Origin of the sequence: Microbulbifer sp. MKSA007 (assembly GCA_032615215.1) — a bacterium.
Taxonomy (GTDB): domain Bacteria; phylum Pseudomonadota; class Gammaproteobacteria; order Pseudomonadales; family Cellvibrionaceae; genus Microbulbifer.
Genome location: CP128433.1, coordinates 2,072,209 through 2,092,300 on the forward strand (window position 1 = coordinate 2,072,209; position 20,092 = coordinate 2,092,300).

At 46.6% G+C, this 20,092-nt stretch carries 20 protein-coding genes; 13 read left to right on the forward strand and 7 right to left on the reverse strand.

The genetic code is table 11. The features are described 5' to 3' along the window. Window positions 1–110: 110 nt before the first annotated feature. The 4 genes from QT397_12105 to QT397_12120 all read right to left on the reverse strand — a co-directional run bounded on the left by QT397_12105 (window position 111) and on the right by QT397_12120 (window position 3,972). Complete coding sequence (locus QT397_12105) at window positions 111–1,592, reverse strand: ricin-type beta-trefoil lectin domain protein (GenBank protein ID WNZ58037.1); 1,482 nt, start codon at window positions 1,590–1,592, stop codon at window positions 111–113. A 295-nt stretch (window positions 1,593–1,887) separates the two neighbouring features. Beyond that, window positions 1,888–2,169 carry a 2TM domain-containing protein gene (locus QT397_12110; GenBank protein ID WNZ58038.1) on the reverse strand — a complete coding sequence of 94 codons (282 nt, stop codon included), beginning with the start codon at window positions 2,167–2,169 and terminating at the stop codon, window positions 1,888–1,890. Window positions 2,170–2,334: 165 nt separating this feature from the next. Continuing rightward, window positions 2,335–2,964, reverse strand: coding sequence for a maleylacetoacetate isomerase (gene maiA, locus QT397_12115; protein ID WNZ58039.1), 630 nt, complete (start codon window positions 2,962–2,964; stop codon window positions 2,335–2,337). A gap of 81 nt (window positions 2,965–3,045) precedes the next feature. Beyond that, window positions 3,046–3,972 (reverse strand): homogentisate 1,2-dioxygenase, encoded by a 927-nt coding sequence (locus tag QT397_12120; GenBank protein ID WNZ58040.1) that lies wholly within the window; start codon window positions 3,970–3,972, stop codon window positions 3,046–3,048. Between the two features lie 476 nt (window positions 3,973–4,448). Between QT397_12120 and QT397_12125 the strand changes: the two genes are divergently transcribed. From QT397_12125 to QT397_12160, 8 genes are all read left to right on the forward strand, one after another. After that, the gene (locus QT397_12125; protein ID WNZ58041.1) at window positions 4,449–4,949 is read left to right on the forward strand and encodes a MarR family transcriptional regulator; all 501 of its coding nucleotides are present in this window, start codon (window positions 4,449–4,451) and stop codon (window positions 4,947–4,949) included. A 26-nt stretch (window positions 4,950–4,975) separates the two neighbouring features. Further along, the gene (locus tag QT397_12130) at window positions 4,976–6,166 is read left to right on the forward strand and encodes an amino acid aminotransferase (GenBank protein WNZ58042.1); all 1,191 of its coding nucleotides are present in this window, start codon (window positions 4,976–4,978) and stop codon (window positions 6,164–6,166) included. 69 nt (window positions 6,167–6,235) lie between these two features. Further along, window positions 6,236–7,627: a 3-deoxy-7-phosphoheptulonate synthase class II gene (locus QT397_12135; GenBank protein WNZ58043.1), complete on the forward strand. Its 1,392-nt coding sequence runs from the start codon at window positions 6,236–6,238 to the stop codon at window positions 7,625–7,627. A 221-nt stretch (window positions 7,628–7,848) separates the two neighbouring features. After that, a complete protein-coding gene (locus QT397_12140; GenBank protein WNZ58044.1) occupies window positions 7,849–8,457 on the forward strand; it encodes a hypothetical protein in 609 nt (202 codons plus the stop codon). A gap of 86 nt (window positions 8,458–8,543) precedes the next feature. Further along, window positions 8,544–8,768, forward strand: coding sequence for a hypothetical protein (locus QT397_12145; GenBank protein ID WNZ58045.1), 225 nt, complete (start codon window positions 8,544–8,546; stop codon window positions 8,766–8,768). 39 nt (window positions 8,769–8,807) lie between these two features. Next, entirely contained in the window at window positions 8,808–9,050 is a 243-nt protein-coding gene (locus tag QT397_12150; protein ID WNZ58046.1) for a hypothetical protein, read from the forward strand. Window positions 9,051–9,379: 329 nt separating this feature from the next. Then, window positions 9,380–10,087 (forward strand): hypothetical protein, encoded by a 708-nt coding sequence (locus QT397_12155; protein WNZ58047.1) that lies wholly within the window; start codon window positions 9,380–9,382, stop codon window positions 10,085–10,087. A 95-nt stretch (window positions 10,088–10,182) separates the two neighbouring features. Beyond that, complete coding sequence (locus tag QT397_12160) at window positions 10,183–10,998, forward strand: DUF817 domain-containing protein (GenBank protein WNZ58048.1); 816 nt, start codon at window positions 10,183–10,185, stop codon at window positions 10,996–10,998. Between the two features lie 28 nt (window positions 10,999–11,026). On the opposite strand, the gene QT397_12165 is transcribed toward QT397_12160, so the two are convergent. Further along, entirely contained in the window at window positions 11,027–12,097 is a 1,071-nt protein-coding gene (locus tag QT397_12165; GenBank protein ID WNZ58049.1) for an alkene reductase, read from the reverse strand. 95 nt (window positions 12,098–12,192) lie between these two features. Between QT397_12165 and QT397_12170 the strand changes: the two genes are divergently transcribed. The 4 genes from QT397_12170 (at window position 12,193) to QT397_12185 (ending at window position 14,076) form a co-directional block, all read left to right on the forward strand. Continuing rightward, window positions 12,193–12,630, forward strand: a complete 438-nt coding sequence (locus QT397_12170) for a LysR family transcriptional regulator (GenBank protein ID WNZ58050.1) — start codon at window positions 12,193–12,195, stop codon at window positions 12,628–12,630. Further along, window positions 12,516–13,163 carry a substrate binding domain-containing protein gene (locus QT397_12175; protein ID WNZ58051.1) on the forward strand — a complete coding sequence of 216 codons (648 nt, stop codon included), beginning with the start codon at window positions 12,516–12,518 and terminating at the stop codon, window positions 13,161–13,163. The genes QT397_12170 and QT397_12175 overlap by 115 nt, the downstream gene beginning before the upstream one ends. 147 nt (window positions 13,164–13,310) lie before the next feature. Continuing rightward, window positions 13,311–13,661, forward strand: a complete 351-nt coding sequence (locus QT397_12180; protein WNZ58052.1) for a VOC family protein — start codon at window positions 13,311–13,313, stop codon at window positions 13,659–13,661. Further along, a complete protein-coding gene (locus QT397_12185) occupies window positions 13,648–14,076 on the forward strand; it encodes a RidA family protein (GenBank protein WNZ58053.1) in 429 nt (142 codons plus the stop codon). The genes QT397_12180 and QT397_12185 overlap by 14 nt, the downstream gene beginning before the upstream one ends. 108 nt (window positions 14,077–14,184) lie before the next feature. Here QT397_12185 and QT397_12190 read toward each other — a convergent pair whose 3' ends face one another. Both QT397_12190 and QT397_12195 read right to left on the reverse strand, forming a co-directional pair. Continuing rightward, window positions 14,185–15,141 carry a right-handed parallel beta-helix repeat-containing protein gene (locus tag QT397_12190; protein ID WNZ58054.1) on the reverse strand — a complete coding sequence of 319 codons (957 nt, stop codon included), beginning with the start codon at window positions 15,139–15,141 and terminating at the stop codon, window positions 14,185–14,187. Between the two features lie 646 nt (window positions 15,142–15,787). After that, window positions 15,788–16,738: a right-handed parallel beta-helix repeat-containing protein gene (locus tag QT397_12195; GenBank protein WNZ58055.1), complete on the reverse strand. Its 951-nt coding sequence runs from the start codon at window positions 16,736–16,738 to the stop codon at window positions 15,788–15,790. Between the two features lie 892 nt (window positions 16,739–17,630). Between QT397_12195 and QT397_12200 the strand changes: the two genes are divergently transcribed. Next, a complete protein-coding gene (locus QT397_12200; GenBank protein WNZ58056.1) occupies window positions 17,631–19,847 on the forward strand; it encodes a M3 family metallopeptidase in 2,217 nt (738 codons plus the stop codon). The last annotated feature ends 245 nt before the right edge of the window (window positions 19,848–20,092 follow it).

Sequence of the window (20,092 nt, forward strand, 5' to 3'; positions counted from 1 at the left end):
TCAGAGCTTACTTCTGCAATAACACATATTATTGCTGAGGTTCTATAACATTGTGACCTCTTTGAGAAAGGGCGCCTAATAGGGCGCCCTTTTTTAATCGTAATCAAACCTTAAAAGCTATTTTGTGCCCAATCATTGACTGCTTCTAAAACGAACTGTTGGCTTTTGTCATTCTTATCACACTTGTAAACCTGAAGACGCTCACCCTCTTCGGTTGAGCTACCCGGTGCGTCTATACAGTAGGTCCAGTTCTTATCGCGATTTTGGATGACCCCACTTTCCTGGATTTGCCATTTCTCCGAATTGCCGCCGTCACAATCCCACAGGTGCATTTTATCGCCGTTATCAGCAGAGCCAGTGTTGAAGTCAACACAGTATTTATTATTACCCTTAGGGCGGAGTTGGCCTTCAGCAGTATAAACAAACTGCTGTTCATTGCTGGAGCCACAGTTATTCATATTTAGGTTTGAGCCATTGCTATAGCCCTGGGAGACGGTCATGCACAAGTCAGCATTTGAGGCAGAACGGATTCTCAAATAGCCAGGAAGACTTCTCCTTACTCCGACAAAAGGAATTGCCGTGCCAGTATAATTGGGGGTGGTTGCGACTGTATCAGGATCCATCCCGATTGCAGTGGCACCATGTGCGATTGCTGTAAATATGTAGCCATAGTCGGTATTGCTAAAATCGCCAGAACTATCCCATAGGTGCATCAGCTGTTTGGTTTCAGCGGCTGCGTTGGCTGTTATCTGGTAATGATCGCCAGCCTGGACATTGCCGCAAAATATTCTTTGCGAACTACTGCTGTCTATTGAATCAATGGAGCCGGTAAATTCTTCTGGATCTGCGGTATCTATATCAGGACATAAAAATGCGCTCATCTCGTAGGAGTCTAATGCGGATTCCATTCGATTATTGACGTTGCCTGACTGTCCTCCGGTAAAAATAACGATTACTTTTTTGTCGTTATTTAATAAGTTGCCAACGCTAGGCCATCCCGTACTTGTAAGCGTGGTACGGTAATTTTCTGAGGAAGAAATTTGTTGTAAATATGCAAGCATATCCTGGTAGCTGTATTGGAGGTCGCCAAGCTCTTGTTGGATATACTGGTCAAGCAAATAAATTTCATCTGCATACCAGGCATTAAACCAATCTAAATTGGTTTTCATATCGATATACAGCATTATTGGCGCTTCAATAGTGTTAACGGAGAGCCAGGATTTTATATCGTCCAGACAGTGTTCCAGACGATCATCGTCTCCGTTGCTATTGCACATGTGATTACCGATGTCGTTTTGTCCATGAGCAACATGGGGTCCATGGCTGCTACCTTGCCAGGAACCGTGATCTACGACATCGATTTCCAGTGATCGAAAGCCTTTGTCGAGCCAGTCAGTCAGTGTTTCACCGTCTTCTAGCCGCTCATAGCTGTTATGGGGCTGTAAGTAATAAAGCTCATCAATACGATGCTCACTGGTGGCCGCTTCTGCTTGGTAATCGGGCCAGTGAAAAGTGTCAGCTTTACTGATGCTGGGTATAGATACCCAAAGTGATAGACATAGAGCGCCTGTAGAGACTTTGAGGAAGGACATTGGGGTTCCTGTTATCATTTTAATAGTATATTTATTATTTGTTATATAAAAAGTGTGTTAATACTTTGTTACCAGAACTGGATAATTTAAGCCTGTTAATTAACTGTTTTTTTTCAAACGGCATTGAGATGCGTAGATTTTTATTTAGATTACAGGTAATTGTTCGTAAGTAGGCAAGTGTTTGGAATTTTTGAGTTGACAGTGAGAGGCTAGGAGAAGAGTACTTTGGGAAAGTACTCTAACATCTAAAGCATATGCTTGTATTTGGCGATGGTCCATCGTGCACGTTTTATTGCTATTTACGTCCCATTCTCTTATCTACCTGCTTTCTCTCCCAATCTTCACCAAAGAAATTAAATAAATTGAAGGTGCTAATTGCATGGGAGGCGAGCCCTATACCCCATCCAAATGCCGCCCAGAGTGACCATAAGTATCCGGGAGCGAGTATTAAGTTGGCAATTACTAGCCCCGAGATAACTAATAAGTAGGTGATTAGGTGTTGGTAAAAGCTCTTCAGCTTCTTGACATGCTCAATGACTTTTCTTTCTTTGGCGGAGATCTGGTCTCGGGAGTTCATATTGATGACCTTGGCTGATTAGCTACAGCAGTGGGGAATATTATTATTCGAGTTATTTTCAAGTTTGGATAGAGATATTAACCACAGCCAATGAAATGTGGCAAGTAGTGAAATTTTCAAGTGTATGAAGGATGCCTGATGAGACCAAGCATCCATAAAAGAGTACTACACAATACAGTCTGGTTGTTCTGAAGGGTGGGCTTTAATAAAGGCCGGTAGTTCATTGCATGCGTCTGTGATTTTCTGGATTTTGGGATATTGGGTCATATCCAGGCCAAAGCGCTCCGCACTGTATACTTGCGGGAGTAAGCAACACTCGAACAACCCTGGATTGTCTCCAGCGGCGAAAGGCGAGGGTCTTAATTGCTTCTCCAGTGCGGAGAAGCCCAGGTGTATCCAGTGCTGAATCCATTGAATTTTTTGCTCATCACTGACTTTGAGTTCAGCCTGGAGGTACTGCAGAACCCTGAGGTTCTGTATAGGTTGAATATCGCTGGCAATACTTTGCGCGAGCGCGCGGATATGTGCGCGGGCTTCAGGAGCCTTTGGAAGTAGCGCTGGTTCTGGATGGGTTTCATCCAGCCATTCCAAAATGGCGAGGGATTGGGTGAGACTGGTTTCGCCATCATTCAGGGTTGGCAGTAGCCCGTGTGGATTCAGCGTGCGGTAGTCGTCTCCGTGCTGATCTCCCTTGAGCAGGTTTACCGGGTGATACTCGTATTCCAGGCCTTTCAAGTTGAGCCCGATACGCACTCGGTAGCTGGCGGATGAGCGAAAGTATCCGTAAAGGTCCATTCTCTTTCCTTTCCTTTTCTTTGTTTTGGCGTTTGGCTGTTTGAATGTCAGCCTTCTTGGTGTTGTCTGGATGCGCTGTATTCACTTTGGCTTCCAGGAGTTTACATAATCTGTTAGCTCCACGGCATGGGCATCCGGGAGAATATCCCAGGGGGTGCGGCTGTCGATCATTACAGCAACTTCATCGGTTTCCTTGCGTGCATGCCGGGCTCCGGTAGCAAATGCCTTGGGGTGGGGGCCGTGGGTAAATCCCATGGGGTGGAGGGTAAGCATCCCCGGATGAATATTGTCGCGGCTAAAGAAGTTACCGCGGTGATAGAAGATGAGTTCATCAAAGTCATCATTGTTGTGGAAGAAGGGGACTTTGAGTGCGCCAGGGTCACTCTCAATCGGGCGAGGTACAAAAGTCGCTACAACAAAACCTTGTGCGATAAAGGTGGTATGAGCCGAAGGGGGTAGGTGGTAGCGGTGGCTCATCAGCGGGCGTATATCGCGCCAGTTGATGCGAACGGCCAGGTTGTCCCCAGTCCAACCACAGGTGTCCAGTGGGTTGAAGGGGTAGGTAATGGTCGACAGCTGTTGCCGGGCTTTAACCACAACCCGCCACTCATCATCGCCCTGTTGATCGAGAAAGGCTTTATCTATACGAGGCACATCCAGCATCGCCTGGTCAAAAATTGCATTGGGGCCAAGGAAGCCTTTTTCGGGGAGCTGAAAATGGCTACCTATCGCCTCTACCATCAATAGTTCCAGCGGCTCATCCGCCGTCGGCGTCAGGCGCCATAAGGTGCCGCGGGGCAGCAGGATATAGTCGCCATCTCGAATAGAGAGGTGGCCAAAATCGCAGAACAAGTCGCCGCTCCCATTGTGTATAAACAGGAGTTGGTCGCCGTCAGCGTTTCGCACCAGATGATCCATAGGCTCCCGGCAGGTCCAGAGGGCGACCTGGCTATCCTGGTTTCGCAGGATCGGCTTTTGATCCCAGGGGCTTGTTCCCTTGTGCTTCATTTGCGTGGCATCAAAAGCGTGGGGACGCAGTGGACCTTCGAACTGACTCCAGCCGGTGGGGGGATGACGATGGTAGAAGTGGGTGCAGGGCCCAAAAAACCCTCTTTGCCCATTTCCCTTTCAAAGCTGTTGGGAGGGAAATCTGCATGGGCTTGGCGGCTTGTATTTCCTTCCGTTCGCGGAAAGCTGATCCACTGTTTCATGGCGTGGCCTCGCTTCTGTGCGGATGGTTCGAAGGTGTGGCGAAAAATTGAGCATCTCAGCGCCACTTACACGCAAATTTCTTGCGCCATAGATCCAATTAGTTCGCAAATATGGCGCAAAAAAACCTATACTGTCCGGCCATTTTTTCGTATGGCCCGGTAACTTTTCCAGAAAGTATTTGTGCCGATAGTGGTTACAATTGAAACCAATGTTAGTTAAATTGAGTATCAGGTACAACCGGGACACCCGAGTAGGCAGGTTTGAGGGCAGCTATGACAATCGAACAAAACACGCGACCCACCGTTGTTGAGAACGACGAGCTGCGCCTCGAAAAGTTCTTACCCTACCGCCTCTCGGTACTTTCCAACCGAGTGAGTAATGCTATTGCGCAAGCTTATGGTGCGCGCTTCCACCTCACCATTCCCGCTTGGCGGGTTATGGCAATTCTGGGTCGTTTTCCCGATTTATCCGCCGCCGAGCTGGTTGAGCAGACGGCGATGGACAAGGTCGCAATCAGTCGGGCCGTCTCTTCCCTGTTAAAGAATGACTACATTACACGCAGTGAAGATCCCGGTGACCGGCGCCGGCAAGTGCTGAACCTGTCGGAGCTGGGGCGTGATATTTATGCTCGCATAGTGCCGCTGGCCCATCAGTACGAGAATGACTTGATGGCATCCCTATCCACTGAGGAGCGGGAACAACTGGATTGCATTATTGATAAGTTAATGGTGCGCGCGAAGGAATGGTCTGAGCGCGGCCTCGTTGATGAATAAATGAGATAACTAAGAGGAGTTTTCAGATGTTTGAGCATTTAAACAGCCTTCCGCCAGATCCGATTTTGGGCCTTTTGGCCAGCTACCGCGCGGATGAAAACCCCAGCAAAATTGATCTCGGTGTGGGCGTCTACAAAGATGAGGCAGGCCATACCGCTGTCTTGCAAGCCGTCAAGGAAGCCGAAACCCGCTTATTACAGGGTGAGGAAACCAAGGCCTATATCGGCCCGGCCGGAACTCCGGGTTTCAACACCGCCATGCAGGAGCTGGTACTGGGTGCCGGGCACCCCGCGTTGGTGGGCGGTCGCGTTCGCTCAGCTCAAACTCCCGGTGGTTGTGGTGCTTTAAGAGTTCTGGCGGAATTGATTAATCGCGCCAAAGCTGGGGCAACCGTGTGGGTGAGTGACCCCACTTGGGCTAACCATGTGCCGCTTCTGGGTAATGCGGGCTTGCAAATCAAGAGCTACCCCTACTACGACCGAGCTACCAGCAGTTTGCAGTTCGACAAAATGGTCGAGACCCTGAAAGATGTGGGTGAGGGCGACGTTGTTCTTTTCCACGCCTGCTGTCATAACCCCTGTGGTGCGGATCTGTCCCGTGAGCAGTGGAAAGTGTTGGCGGAAATGGCGCAAAAGCAGGGCTTCACGCCGTTTATCGATATGGCCTATCAGGGCTTTGGCGAAAGCCTGGAAGATGATGCCTACGGCCTGCGCTTGATGGCTGAATCTGTTCCAGAAATGCTGGTTGCGGCTTCCTGCTCGAAAAATTTTGGCCTCTATCGCGAACGTGTCGGCCTGGCTATGGTGATTTATGCGAATGGTGAAGCCGCCGATAAAGGCCATAGCCAGTTGCTGAGCGCTATTCGTGGCAACTATTCCATGCCACCTTCCCACGGTGCTGCCATTGTAGAATCTATTCTTACTGATGCGGGACTGAAAGCGAACTGGGAAGCTGAGCTGACCGAAATGCGCGAGCGTATTAACGGTTTGCGTGCTGGATTGGTAGAAGGGCTCGCCGCAGCGGGTGCTGCTGGTGAGTTTGGCTTTATCCGCCAGCAGAAAGGGATGTTCTCATTCCTGGGTATCAATCCCGAACAGGTACAACAGCTGCAAAAGGACTATTCCATTTATATGGTGGACTCGAGTCGCATCAGTATTGCCGGCCTGAGTTCCAATAATATGGAATACTTCTGTAAGGCTGTTGCCAGCGTGCTGTAAATTCGGCACATTTGGGGGTGAGCAATATGCTCACCCTTAAGATTTATCCTTTAGAAGTAAGAGTGAAAGATGGAAGTTGAGCTAGGAGTCCCAGTGCCCGAATCCCCCACCCAAATTTGGACCCCCCAGAGCTGGCGAAACTTCACCGCACATCAACAGCCCCAATACACGTCTGCCGAAGATGTTGCCCAGGTGGCTAAACAGCTCTCTGGTCATCCGCCCCTGGTTTTTGCGGCAGAGGCTCGCGAGCTGCGCCGTCAGCTGGCTCAGGTTGCCGAGGGGAAAGCCTTCCTTTTGCAGGGCGGTGATTGTGCTGAATCTTTTGCCGATTTTAATGCAAACCGCATTCGCGATACTTTCAAGGTATTGTTGCAGATGGCTGTCGTGCTCACCTTTGCCGGTAACCTGCCGGTGGTGAAAGTTGCGAGAATGGCCGGCCAATATGCCAAACCCCGTTCAGCAAATACCGAGACGGTGAACGGAGTAGAACTGCCCAGCTACCGTGGCGATATTATCAACGGCATTGATTTTACCGCTGAAGCGCGCATACCTGACCCTCAGCGGATGGTAACTGCTTATAACCAATCGGCAGCCACCCTGAACCTACTGCGAGCTTTCGCCCAGGGGGGATTGGCCGATCTGCATCAGGTGCACAAATGGAATCTCAGCTTCCTGAAAAATAACCCTCAGCGGGAAAAGTATGCCCAGCTGGCGGAACGCCTTCAGGAAGCTTTAGAGTTTATGGCGGTATGTGGTGTTACCTCAGAGAACTCTCCCGCAATTCGTGAGACTTCACTCTATACCTCTCATGAGGCGCTATTACTTGAATACGAGCAAGCGCTGACAAGAACCGATAGCCTTACTGGCAAATGGTATGACTGCTCCGCACATATGCTGTGGATTGGTGAACGCACTCGGCAACTGGATGGCGCTCATGTGGAGTTTCTCTCCGGTGTTTGTAACCCGATTGGGGTGAAAGTTGGTCCAAAGATGCAACCGGATGAGCTGCTGCGTTTGATCGATAAGCTCAACCCCGAGAACGATGCAGGTCGCCTTACACTGATTACCCGTATGGGCGCCGATACTTTGGGAGAAAAATTGCCTGCATTGGTGCGCGCCATTCAAGCGGAGGGGCGCTCGGTGGTATGGAGCACTGATCCCATGCATGGCAATACCGTTAAAGCGGGTAACGGCTATAAAACTCGCGATTTTGAAAAAATCCTGCGGGAAATTCGCGACTTTTTCTCGGTACACTGGGCCGAGGGAAGCCATCCCGGCGGTATCCATCTGGAAATGACCGGGCAGCATGTCACTGAGTGCACCGGTGGAGCTTGGAAAATTTCTGAAGCAGACCTGGCCAGTTGCTACCGCACCCAATGCGATCCGCGACTAAATGCCGATCAGGTGTTAGAGCTGGCGTTTTGTGTTTCTGAATGGTTGCGCGCTGGTCGAATTGCTTAATTGACTGTTCTCTTTAATTAAGAAATTCTGAATGTAAAACCTCTTATCTTGAGCCTTTGGTTCGAATAAGGGGTTTTGCATTTTTCCTATGTTAAATTCCCGCTAAATCTGCCTTTCTTGTATGTCTTCTTTATTGTAAAGAGTCGCACAGTTTGCATTTCAAAGGTTAATGCTGATAATTCCACAGGTTAACTAAGAACGGCAACCTTTGGAGATAATATATGAAGAAGATCAATACATTTATGTTATTAAAAGCGGATAGTATTGTAAGGCAACTACTCTTACCATTCATTATGCTGATGATTGGATGCGCCTCGATAATTTTTGTTGGCGGCTACTTTGAAGTACCTTATTGGGGAGTGTTATTGTGTGTAGTTGGTTTTTGCTTTGCAACTAAACCTCTAGAAAAAACAATTCGACCTTTATTTATCCGTTTAAATCGACTGCCACAAGTTGCAGCTATTGAAGCTGTTGTCAGATATAAGGGAGGGAATATTAAGGGAGCTTTAGTTTCTGCAAGTATAGAGAGTGATAATTTGCTAATGGTGACTGAAGGACATAAAAAATCAGGGAAAATCAATCTGCCAATTAATGAGATTGGAGATAAGTTAGCTTCTTTTCTTGTTGATACTGTTAATGATTTGGAGAAAATAACTTCTCAAAACTTCGATGCTCGGATTAAAGAGGCGGGTGTGGATGTTCATAAGAAAGTTAGTCTTGAAAATGTAAGCCTTCTTCGGGTCGGTAATATGCCTCACTTTTTGACAGTTAAGCTAATTCTGATTCTTGTGGGTATTTCCTTGAATGTATGGATGTTGAGTTTTGTTTAATGCTTTCTAGTATTTAACTAAGTTAGAAAGATTGATAGCTTCACGTAAAATGTTCAATTATTGAGTTGCTAGCTAATTGGGGGGGAATGATACGAACTATAGAGTTTTTGTTGGGTTTATGTCTTGTTGGCCTTGGTATTTATCGGGGGATCACGGTAGAAATCGATGTTTACGCGATAATGCTAGTCGTATTTGGTATAGGTTTGATGGCACGATGGTTCGGTTCCTCCAGTAGCGATGAGGATAATGGTTGGTACGATAGTGATTCTGGCAGTAGTTCGAGTGGCAGTTCTTGCAGCAGCGATGACTAGTTTTTCTGTCTGACAAACTGTTATTGGAGATTGCTTACATTGGCTAGTTTACTGACTTTGATTCCTTATGCTGGATTAATTGTTGCTATTTACCTGGGAATTAAGGGGCGCGAACTCGCCTGGAAAAATAAGCAATGGGAAAGCCTTGAGCATTTTAATTCTGTCCAGAAAAAGTGGTCTGTTTGGGGTGTTTGTTTGTTGATAATTCCTATTTTGGGTATTCTTGCTGCAGTCGCACTACCTGCATATATGGACTACCAGAGTGCGGTAGGGGCTCAGTAGATCGAGTTCTTTATTGACAAAGGGTTTGGCTTCCCGCCATTCCCTTTCTGGTGAATTCCCTGACTTTTCTCCTCACTATAACTAGTATGACTATATTTTCAATATAATTGAGTCATGTTCAAATTCCGAGAAGGGCGCTACAAGCTTGTTGAAGAGTGTGGTGTTTAAGTTTTGATTGATTATGCCAGGATAGGTTTAGAAATAAGGTGTAATCGATTTCGGTCTTTAAATCTGTATCATGTACCATTTTGCGCTGGCTTGAAGCTTAAGTGACTTGTCAGCAGTGCTAGCTAACCAGCTTGACGCTGGTTGTATAGGGATAAAGCAAAATGACAGATATGGTAAAGGGACATTACTCAGTTAGTCGCAGGAAGTTTTTTGCTGCAAAAATATTGAGCGTATTGTCGGCACTAGTAGCAGTGTTATGGGCACTTACCCAGTATCTATTTCCTGAGCCCATGATTTACCTATACGGCATATGGCGCCCTGAGTATTATGTAGCCTTTATGGCTATTGTGATTGTGTGCACTTCTCTATCTCTTTGTATTTGGAGCTACTTAAAAAATCGCTACCTATTTGGTGTGGTTTTGGTTTTGGCTTATTCGATCTCTTGTTTTTCATTTTTTATTCTGGGGAAGGAGTATCACAGTCCGGATTTTGTTGCGGGTCTTCCAAAAACGACTTCTGAAGGTGGTGCTGTTTACCTGCAAGGGGTCGAGATTCATCACAATAATTGTGTAAGGCAGGGCGGTACAGTGCAGTGCCGTATGACCGTGACTAATCGGAGAAGTCGGCAAAAAGTAAGGCTTTCCTCCTGGCGCCTGATTATGAAAGATGGCGCTGTTTTCAAGGAGTATGAGGCATTTAGGGGTGGGCAGGAAGTGAGGGGAATGGTATATCTGGAGCTTCCCCGCGGTTCTGAGGCCGAGCTGGAAATCGTGTTTTTTGAAGTCCCTGAGAACTATACTGAAATCTTGAATCTCGGCTTTAAGGCCGGGAGTAAAGAGTTTGGATTTAAAAACATAAATGTCAGATAGTTTTTTCTAAAGATAGAAAGGTATTGGAATCGGTAGGCTTGAAGCCACAGAAATTTTCCACTTAGGTGTTGTTTGCAGTGTTATCAAGTGTGGATTTGAAACGATATATTCGTGAGTTCTGGTTGTTTGGCTTGAGGCAGGCTTATGCCTGTATTTTCGGTGGCTTCTTGCTGGGAGTTATGATTGTCACCAACTATTGGTATCCACTGGAATCGATTCACCGGTATGACTTTATCTTTCTGGCTGCTATAGCCTTTCAGGTCTTTCTTCTAGCTACAAAACTGGAAACATTCAGGGAGTCAATAGTTATTGTCGTATTTCATGTCGTTGCGACCGTCATGGAGATATTTAAGACCTCCGATGCTATTGGCTCATGGAGTTACCCGGAAGAGTATTTCTTTGGGATTGGTAATGTGCCACTGTGTACAGGGTTCATGTATAGCGCAGTGGGCAGTTATATTGCTCGAGTGTGGCGAATTTTTGAATTTGAATATTCTCACTATCCATCGAAATTGCTGACAGTTGTTCTGGTTGTGTTTATCTATGTCAACTTCTTTACACATCACTATATCTGGGATTTCCGCTGGGCGTTACTAGCGGGAACAGTGTTATTGTTTTATCGAACCAATATTTACTTTAAGGTCGTTGAAAAGCATCGCTCTATGCCGCTTCTTTTGGGGTGGTTGCTGGTAGCACTGTTTATTTGGTTTGCTGAAAATATTGCTACTTTTGCAAATATATGGATTTACCCTAATCAATCCCATGAATGGCAAATGGTATCTCTGGCGAAGCTCAGTTCATGGTATCTACTGATGCTGCTGAGTTTTGTACTGGTCTCACTGATTAATAACGTGAAGATCCGCTCCGAGACTGCTGGTGCTCCGAGTACGGAAAGCAGGTCGCCCGCTTAAGGCGACCTAGCTGCTTGCTCCTTAAAGGTTAGGGCATTGTGGGGTAATCGGTATATCCGTTTGCGCCACCGGTATAGAAGGTGTTTGGGTCTGCTTCATTTAAGCTCGCATCGGCTTTAAAACGCTTTAGCAGGTCCGGGTTCGCCAGGAATGGAACGCCGAAGGCAACCGCATCTACTTGCTGCTGCCCAATGGCTGTATTGGCCTCATCTCGCCCGTACCCCATATTGCCAATCAGATTGCCCTGATACAGTTCCCTTGCTGGAGTCAATACATCTCCGAGTTGCTCGCCGAGGAAGTCGGCTCGCATCAAGTGCCAGTAGGCCAAATTATATTCATTCAATTTTGATGCAAACCAGCGAGTGTGTCCCTCAGGATCGCTATCGCGCATGCTGTTGAATCCGTTTAGGGGAGAAGTTCGCAATCCAACTTTGCCGGAGCCCCAAACTTCGATAACGGCTTCCAGAACTTCAAACAGCAAGCGTGCACGATTCTCTAAAGACCCACCGTACTCGTCTGTTCTAAGGTTTGAGCCATCCCGCAAAAAACTGTCCAAGAGATAGCCGTTTGCACCATGAACCTCAACTCCATCGAAGCCAGCATCTCTAGCATTGATTGCTCCCTGTTTAAAAGCCGCGATAATTCCTGGGATCTCCACAGTTTCAAGGGGTCTTGGGGTGGTGTAAGGTTTTTTTCCGTCCGGTGTGTGAACCGTATCGTCAATGGCGATTGGGCTGGCTGCAACCGGCGTTGTGCCATTATTCAAATCGGGGTGACTGGCTCGCCCACCGTGCCAAAGTTGCAGGAATATCTTGCCGCCTCTCTCGTGAACGGCGTCAGTCACTTGTCTCCAGCCTTCGATCTGTTCCTGGGAGTAGATACCTGGCTCAGAAATAAAGGCTGAAGTTCCCTCTGCCACCATAGTTGCCTCGGCAATAATCAGGCCGGCGCCAGCCCTCTGTGCATAGTACTCAGCCATTAAAGGGGTAGGTACGTGGTTTTCAGCTCTTGCGCGGGTCAGGGGGGCCATCACCGCACGGTTGGCAAGCTTCACATCACCTAATTGAATACCTGTAAACAGATCCTGTGTCGCAGTCATCTTGTGTGCCTCAATGTTGTCACGAAAAGCAGTTGTCTATCGATGGCGCACAGACTAAGCTCACAGCTTATTGGAAACAATAAGGTGTTTGGAAATTGATTGTTCGCGATTTGGAAACTATAGACTTTCGAACTTTATCGATCTTTGTGACCACTTGCAGACTGCTGAGTCTCACCCAGTGTGCCGAGGAGCTGGGGCTGCCCAAATCTACAGTGAGCAAAGCCATTTCGAAGCTGGAAGAGCAACTGCAAGCCAAGCTGCTGGAGCGCTCTACACGGAAAATTGAGATCACTGATGCGGGTAGGGTTACCCTTCGCCGGGCCTCTTTACTGGTGGAGGAGTTTAAATCCTTGCGCGAGGATGTGCGGGAGATAGAGCAGCAAGTACAGGGGTTGCTGCGTGTATCGGCCCCCCGGCCATGGGGAGCTACCTGGCCCAGTATATTTTCCCTCCATTTCTCCAGCAGTGGCCGAAAGCCCAAATCTCGCTGGAGCTATCCAACACTTTTGATGACCTGTTTATTCAGGGTATAGACCTGGCAATTCGTGTCGGGCAGATCGCCGATGACCGTTTGGTGGCGAAAGAAATCGGGTATACGACTCAGGTTCTGGTAGCCAGTCCGGACTATTTAAGGGAATACGGAATACCTGAGTCACCCCAGGAGCTCAGGCAGCACAATTGTATTACAGCCGGGACTGCCCCTGAGTCTGCTTTTTGGACTCTGGTATCCGAAAACAAAACGGAATCTATCGAAGTGCGAAGTAACTTCTATTGTGGCAATCCAGAAACGGCAAAAAGGGCTGCTGCTGGCGGGGTGGGAATAGCTCAAATTCCGGTTAACAGCATGATCTGCGAGTTGGAGAAGCAGGAGTTAATACGAATATTTCCCGAATGGCACGCGATATTTATGCCAATTTATGTAGTCTATCGGCCCGGAGTCAATAAGCCCAAGAGAGTCTCGGCACTGTTGGAGTATTTAAATGAAATTAAAGGCCGGTTTGAGTTCGGTCCTGATCACCAGTTGTGCCAATATGAGACTTGCCCGTTGACTACTGGGAATTTGTAGATTTTAGGTAGGGGCAATTATCTGTAGGTGTCGTTCTCACTAAATAGAGACCTGATCACAGATTGAAAACTTTGAAATACAGTAGTTGCTTTAGCAGGTAGACCATAAAATCTTAGATTTTACTTTCCCAATAGGGTGCTTTACGACATGATTTCTCATATAACATTAGGTACAAATAACTTGCCCAGGGCGGGGCTGTTTTATTGCAAGATTTTTGCCCCTATTGCTGCAGAGGAAGTTTATCACTCTGATACAGTTATTTTCTGGCAGTTTAAAGGCTCCTCCACAAAACTTGCTGTTACTGCTCCCTATGATGAAAAGCCGGCGAGTATTGGAAACGGTACAATGTTAGCCCTTAATGTTGGCAGTATTGATAAAGTCGATAAGATTTTTTCTATAGCGCTTGGACTTGGAGGGACATCTGAAGGTGATCCAGGCTATAGGAATTCGGAATCTTTTTATGAGGCCTATTTTAGGGATTTGGATGGAAATAAATAGCCGTATTTACTCGTTAGAAGGAGTTAAAGTGAGAAAATTGATAAGCTCCGGTTCATACCTTGAGAATCCCATAGGGTTTTCAAGAGCCTGTAGGATCGGGGGGCAAATCGCTATATCGGGGACCGCTCCTATATCGGAGGGCAAAACTGCCTTTATCGGTGATGTTTATGGCCAGACCAAACTCTGCTTGGATATTGCTGTCGCTGCTCTTAAGGAGGCTGGTGGACATCTGCCTGACGTTATAAGAACCCGGATTATGTTAGTTGATATAAAGCGCTGGGAAGATGCGGCCAGGGCACATGGGGAACTATTTTCAGATATTCGCCCTGCCTGTACTTTTGTGGAGGTTAAGGGGTTTATTGACTCTAATTGGTTAGTGGAGATTGAGATGGATGCCGTTGTCTCTGAAAGTTAATTTGAAAAGGGGGTAATGCCGACCTGAAATAGTAGCATTGGCAGTAAGGGGGGCGGGGTTATTGCCTTAGTTTAAAGGCTAATAACCCCGGCAGACGTAACTTAGGGTTTATTCAAGGCAGCTCGGCTCAGCTGATGAGAAGGTGTTGCCTGACCAAAGGTTATTGTTAACGCTACAATCCTCACTCTCAAAAAGATCTTCAAGGTCGAATAAGCCGTTTCCTGTGGCAGTGTTAAAGACAATGTTATTGCCAATGGCGTTAACACCGGTAACTAATATACCGTAAGCTCCATTGTCACTACTGGTATTTTGACTGATGCCATTGTTGGATGCGGAAAATTCTAATGAAATTCCAGAAGATCCATTTTCTGTTGTTGTGTTATTTGAAACGGTGCATGAGCTTCCTTCAATTTCAATACCTGTATTGTCATTGTCTTGTACAATGTTTGAAACAAAGACAGAAAAATCTCCATCTAATTCGACCCCATCACTGTCGGACCCAGTAATAGTATTGCCGATTATTGTATTGGAAGTACCGTCAACTTCCATACCCTCGTCACCGGATAACTCAATAATGTTTTGGGAAATAAAATTAAGGTTACCATTGATATCGATTCCATCATCTGAGTCATTCCCGTCACCAAGTGCATAATTGCCTGTGACGATATTGCTATCACTGCTTACAACAATGGCATCGTCCAGTGGAAGCAATGCATTTATGCCATATACAGTGTGCCCACCCGCCTCTAAGAGCAAAACTGCATCATTGCAACCATTTACTGTTCCGGTGGATAATTCAGCTGATGTGCCTATAAGCACGATTCCATTGCCTGCATCTGATCCTAAGCAAGTCAAGGAATGTCCATTCATATACAGACTTCCAGTTGGCCCCTGAATTGTTAAGGCAGGAGCATCCGTAAACTCACAAACTAGATCCTCGGTTAGGGTGGCGGGTTCGGTAATGACATCTCCGCAATCTACCGCATTGACCGTTAATGATAGGGAGACTCCTAAAGTAAATAGAGTCATGGAAAGGGTTTTAGGGTATTGGATAGGGTAGAACATAGGTAACTCCTTTTAACAGCTATAAGAAGTGTAGATATTAATACGGTGATATACTTTAATGAGGCAGTATTAGCTGTCTACATCTTTTATAGCGCTACGGAGTTTTTGGTGGTTTTTGGTGGTTTCTGGTGGTTTTTGCGTGCGCCTGGGGCCTGTGTGTAATTATCAGAAAATTATATAAAGCTCCTCATTTTTCTGGTTTACATAATCAAGACAGTAGGAGTTAGATATTGTGAATATATTGTTTTCTATGATTTGTTTGAAGTGAAAACTGGATTATCTACACTGAAATATAATCCGTTAATACTGCCATTGGTTAGTTGAGCGCCCCTATTATCTCTATTTCTATACCGAGTTCGCTAGTGTTGTACATGGGGTTGTAGACATTAATATATAAATCTTATGCCAGAATAAGATCTGCGGACTCACTATGCTAGAACCTGATCGAAAGTGGTAGGTAGGGTTATCCGTTGTTGTCTGAGTTAATTAACATGTAGAGGATTGCGGTATATTTTCCTAGTTGATATTGTCGTGTGTTTAAGGGTGACCCTCTTTTTGAAATTAAAAGAGGGTCGTTTGTACATTTAAATTCTCAATTAATGATTTTTTTGCTGGCCATATGCTTATATGGTCTTAAATTATCAATTCAATCGAGGCAGCCCGGGTCAGAAGTGGTGAATGTATTGTTTATCCAGGTATTGCTGCTTATGCAAGCAAAGTTTTCTGGATCATATAAGTCGTAGGTATGGCCCTTGGAGAAGTTGCCAGAAATCGTATTGTCGGTGGGCATACTGTCCGCAATATATATCCCATAAGTGCCATTATAAATAACGTTATTATTGGCAATATTATTGAATTCGCCCTGTAGTAGCTGGATTCCCGCAAAATCATTATCTGCAATCTTATTTTGCGCGATAGTGCCGTAGCTACCAGCAACTGAAATACCTTGGTAACCATTGAAGTTGGATGTGTTGTGGGTTACACGTGAAAAAATACCGCCAGCTACAATTCCATCGGTTGCACAAAAATAGACCTCGTTAAAATAAACATGATTGTAGGCTCCTGTAATTTCGATGCCAGGATTGTCAGTATTTCCAACAAAATTGTTGTTGACGAGATTGTTGTTACCCTGGATTAGGATACCTTCATCCACAACCCCACTACCTCCAGTGATTGTCATGTTGCTGACTACATTGAAATTGCTTTTGACATAAACAGCATTATTACCAGAATCAGTGATAGTGACACCTGTAACATAATGGCCACCATCACCTCCAACAGTCACAGCGTCGCCGCAACCGATTACGCTACCCCCGCTAAGCCGCGCACCACTTTCCAGTAAAATAATACCTGTGCCAAATTTATTGGTGGAACAGGTCAAACTGTAATCTCCCATTGAAAGGCTGCCAGATGGCCCTTCAATTGCTATTGCGACAGAAAATTCATCAGCAATAGTGCACACTAAATCACTATCGAGGGTGGTTGGAGTGGTTATTACGTCACCGCAGCTAACCGCCTGAGCTTGTGAGCCTGTGGCGACACCCATTGATAAAACCGCAACAGCTGCACCAAGTGGTAAAATGGATTTCTTTTGCATGAGTCTTTCCCTACTTTTAATCAGTTAAGCGAAAGTATGAATAAAATAAAAAGCTAGGTTTTCTGGGTTGATATTTGTGCCTAAAAAAGAGCGCCTGCTTTTTGTTTAAATATTGCCCAATTTGTCTTGAGTAGATAAATATTGTTTTGAAGTTTTAATAGTGTTTTTTAATGGAGATAATTATGAAAAGTCGCATAAGTTAAGCGCGGTTGCTTGGCGTCTATAGCTTTATTTTCGAAGTGCATTGATACGTATGGCAAATATTCTGATATTTTTACCGGTTGTCGCTCATTACACTTCTCTGCAGGGGAATATTTCCGGTAGTCAAGGGTTTTATATTGAGGTGACTATTTTCAATAGAGAAAAATTTATCTAATTATAAATGGGAGCAGGTTTCCCTAAATATATTTAAATGTGTTTGTTTGTGTTTAGTTTGGGGGCGGTTTTATTGGTCGCTAATTGTCTTAAATGAAACTTGGTTTCCTGCTGGGGGCTCCTCTGATTTAAAGCATCAGTTTTAGGTGCGAGGTAATACTCTTTAGTTTTTAAAAAGGCAAACAAGGATGTGGAGCTGCAATAGCTTGTTGCCGAAGGCTTTGTTTGTGTTGGGGTTTAAGTGAGCTGCTGATGGTGATGGAAGTAAACTGACTATGACCGAGTAGGCGATATGGGCCGAATTTTTTGATTTGGTTCCTTCAGAAGGGACCATTGAATAGGAGAGGTGTGGGCAGCCTAGACCGTATGGTCAAAGTCGAAGGAGGTCGTCGTGTATTTCTTTCACTCTGCCGCAGCCTTGGCTGAGAATGGCGGTAGTATTGGCGGGCAGAGGCCAACTGGGGTTAAACTCCCGCTCTTAAAACTATTACAAAGCTCTATCCTAGAGGAGATACCGATGCGTCAAACAATGATCGCACTATCCGTTGCCGCAGCTCTTGCGGTAGTGGGCGGTTGTGGTGAAAAGACACAACAGGCTGAGGTGGTCAAAGATACCGTGAATGCCGAGAAGTCCATGGCTGTAAGTCCTGAGCACGCCAGCAACATGCTATTGGCGGAGTGGACAGGTCCTTTTGGTGGTGTTCCTGCGTTTGACAAGATGAATCTTGAAGATCTCAAGCCCGCAATTGAGAAGGGTATTGAGATGAATTTGGCGGAGCTGGACGCCATCGCCGCCGATCCTGCCAAGCCTACCTTCGCCAATACTTTTGTTCCGATGGAGCGCAGTGGTGCGGAGTTGGGGCGTGCATCTTCTTATTATGGAATCTGGGCCGGCAATATGTCCTCCCCGGAATTCCGTAAGGTCCAGCGTGAACTGGCACCTCTGTGGGCTGACTACGAGTCCAAAATTTACCAGAACAAGGCCCTCTTTAAGCGCATCAAGTCTATCTATGATCAGCGTGAATCGATGGATCTGGACGCTGAGCAGAAGCGCGTAGTTGAGTTGGTATACACCCAGTTTGCAACCAATGGCGCCACCCTGGAAGGGGAAAAGAAAGAGCGCTATGCAGAAATCAACAAGCGCTTGGCGGAGCTCTATACAAAGTTCTCCAACAATGTACTGGCTGATGAGGAAGGTTACGATATCTTCCTGACAAAAGATCAGCTGGGCGGCCTACCGGATTCCTTTGTCGCCGCAGCGGCAGCAATGGCGGAAGAGAAGGGCGAAAAAGGTAAGTACGCGATTACCAATACCCGTTCCTCCATGGATCCCTTCCTGACTTACTCTGACAATCGCGAGTTGCGTAAACAGATTTGGACCAATTACTACAGCCGTGGTGATAATGGTGATGAGCGCGATAACAACGCCATTATCGCTGAAATCCTGAAGCTGCGCGATGAGCGTGTCGGCCTGCAAGGCTTTGACAACTACGCTCAGTGGCGCTTGCGTGATCGTATGGCCAAATCACCTGAGCGTGCCATGGAGCTGATGGAAGCGGTATGGCCGGCTGCAGTTGGTCGCGTGAAAGAAGAAGTGGCTGATATGCAGGCTGTGGCTGATGCCGAGAAAGCCAATATCACTATTGAGCCCTGGGACTACCGCTACTACGCAGAAAAAGTTCGCAAGGCCAAGTACGACCTGAACTCCGATGAAGTTAAACAGTACTTGCAGCTGGATAACCTGCGTGAAGCTATGTTCTATGTGGCTGGAGAGCTGTTCAATTTTGAGTTCACTCCAGTGAAGGAAGGCTCAGTACCGGTATTCCATGAAGATGTTAAGGTCTGGGAAGTTACCGATAAGACGAGCGGCGACCATATCGGCCTCTGGTACCTGGACCCATTTGCTCGCGCGGGTAAGCGTTCTGGAGCCTGGGCAACCATGTACCGCGACCACTCCACTTTCGATGGTAAGAAGAACGTTCTCTCTTCCAACAACTCCAACTTTATCAAGGGCGCTCCCGGTGAGCCTGTACTGGTAAGCTGGGATGATGCAGAGACTTTCTTCCACGAGTTTGGCCATGCGCTGCACTTCCTTGCGTCCAACGTCACTTACCCGACCTTAAATGGCGGTGTGCGTGACTACACTGAGTTCCAGTCTCAGCTGCTGGAGCGCTGGTTGTCTACCGATGCGGTAATCGATAACTATCTGGTGCACTACAAAACTGGTGAGCCGATCCCTGCGGATCTGGTGAAAAAGATCAAGAAAGCAGCCAAGTTCAACTCAGGCTTTAGCACTACTGAGTACCTGGCATCTGCATTGGTGGATATGAAGTTCCACACTGCTGACCCTGAAGGTATCGATCCAGACAAGTTTGAGCGTGAAACTTTGAAGAAGCTGGGTATGCCGGATGAACTGGTGATGCGTCACCGCTCTCCTCATTTTGGTCATATCTTCTCCGGTGAAGGCTACGCGGCCAGCTACTACGGCTACATGTGGGCCGACGTACTGACCTCCGATGCCTCTGAGGCTTTCGCCGAGTCCAAAGGCGGCTTCTACGATAAGGAAGTGGCGGCGAGACTGGTTAAATACTTGTTCGCTCCTCGCAATGCGTTGGACCCGGCAGACGCTTACCGCTCTTTCCGCGGTCGCGATGCCAATATCGAAGCGTTAATGCGCGATCGTGGCTTCCCGATCCCTGAAAAGAAAAAGACTACTGTTGCTGTTAAAGACTAACAGGGAGTCCTTAACAGTAGCCCCAAAAAGGCCGCATCAATTGATGCGGCCTTTTTTGTTTCTCTCCCCGGCAACCTCTCCAGTATTTGCATTGATCCCCTTCGCCTATGCGGTTATGCCTGCTTAGCTCGCCATCCAGGCAACAGGTTTATTAATTCTTTGTAGCCTAATTTTTTGATCTCAAAATATTACATCCCTAAAAAATACCAAAAAGTCACCAATTTCTCACAGAAAAATAACCATAT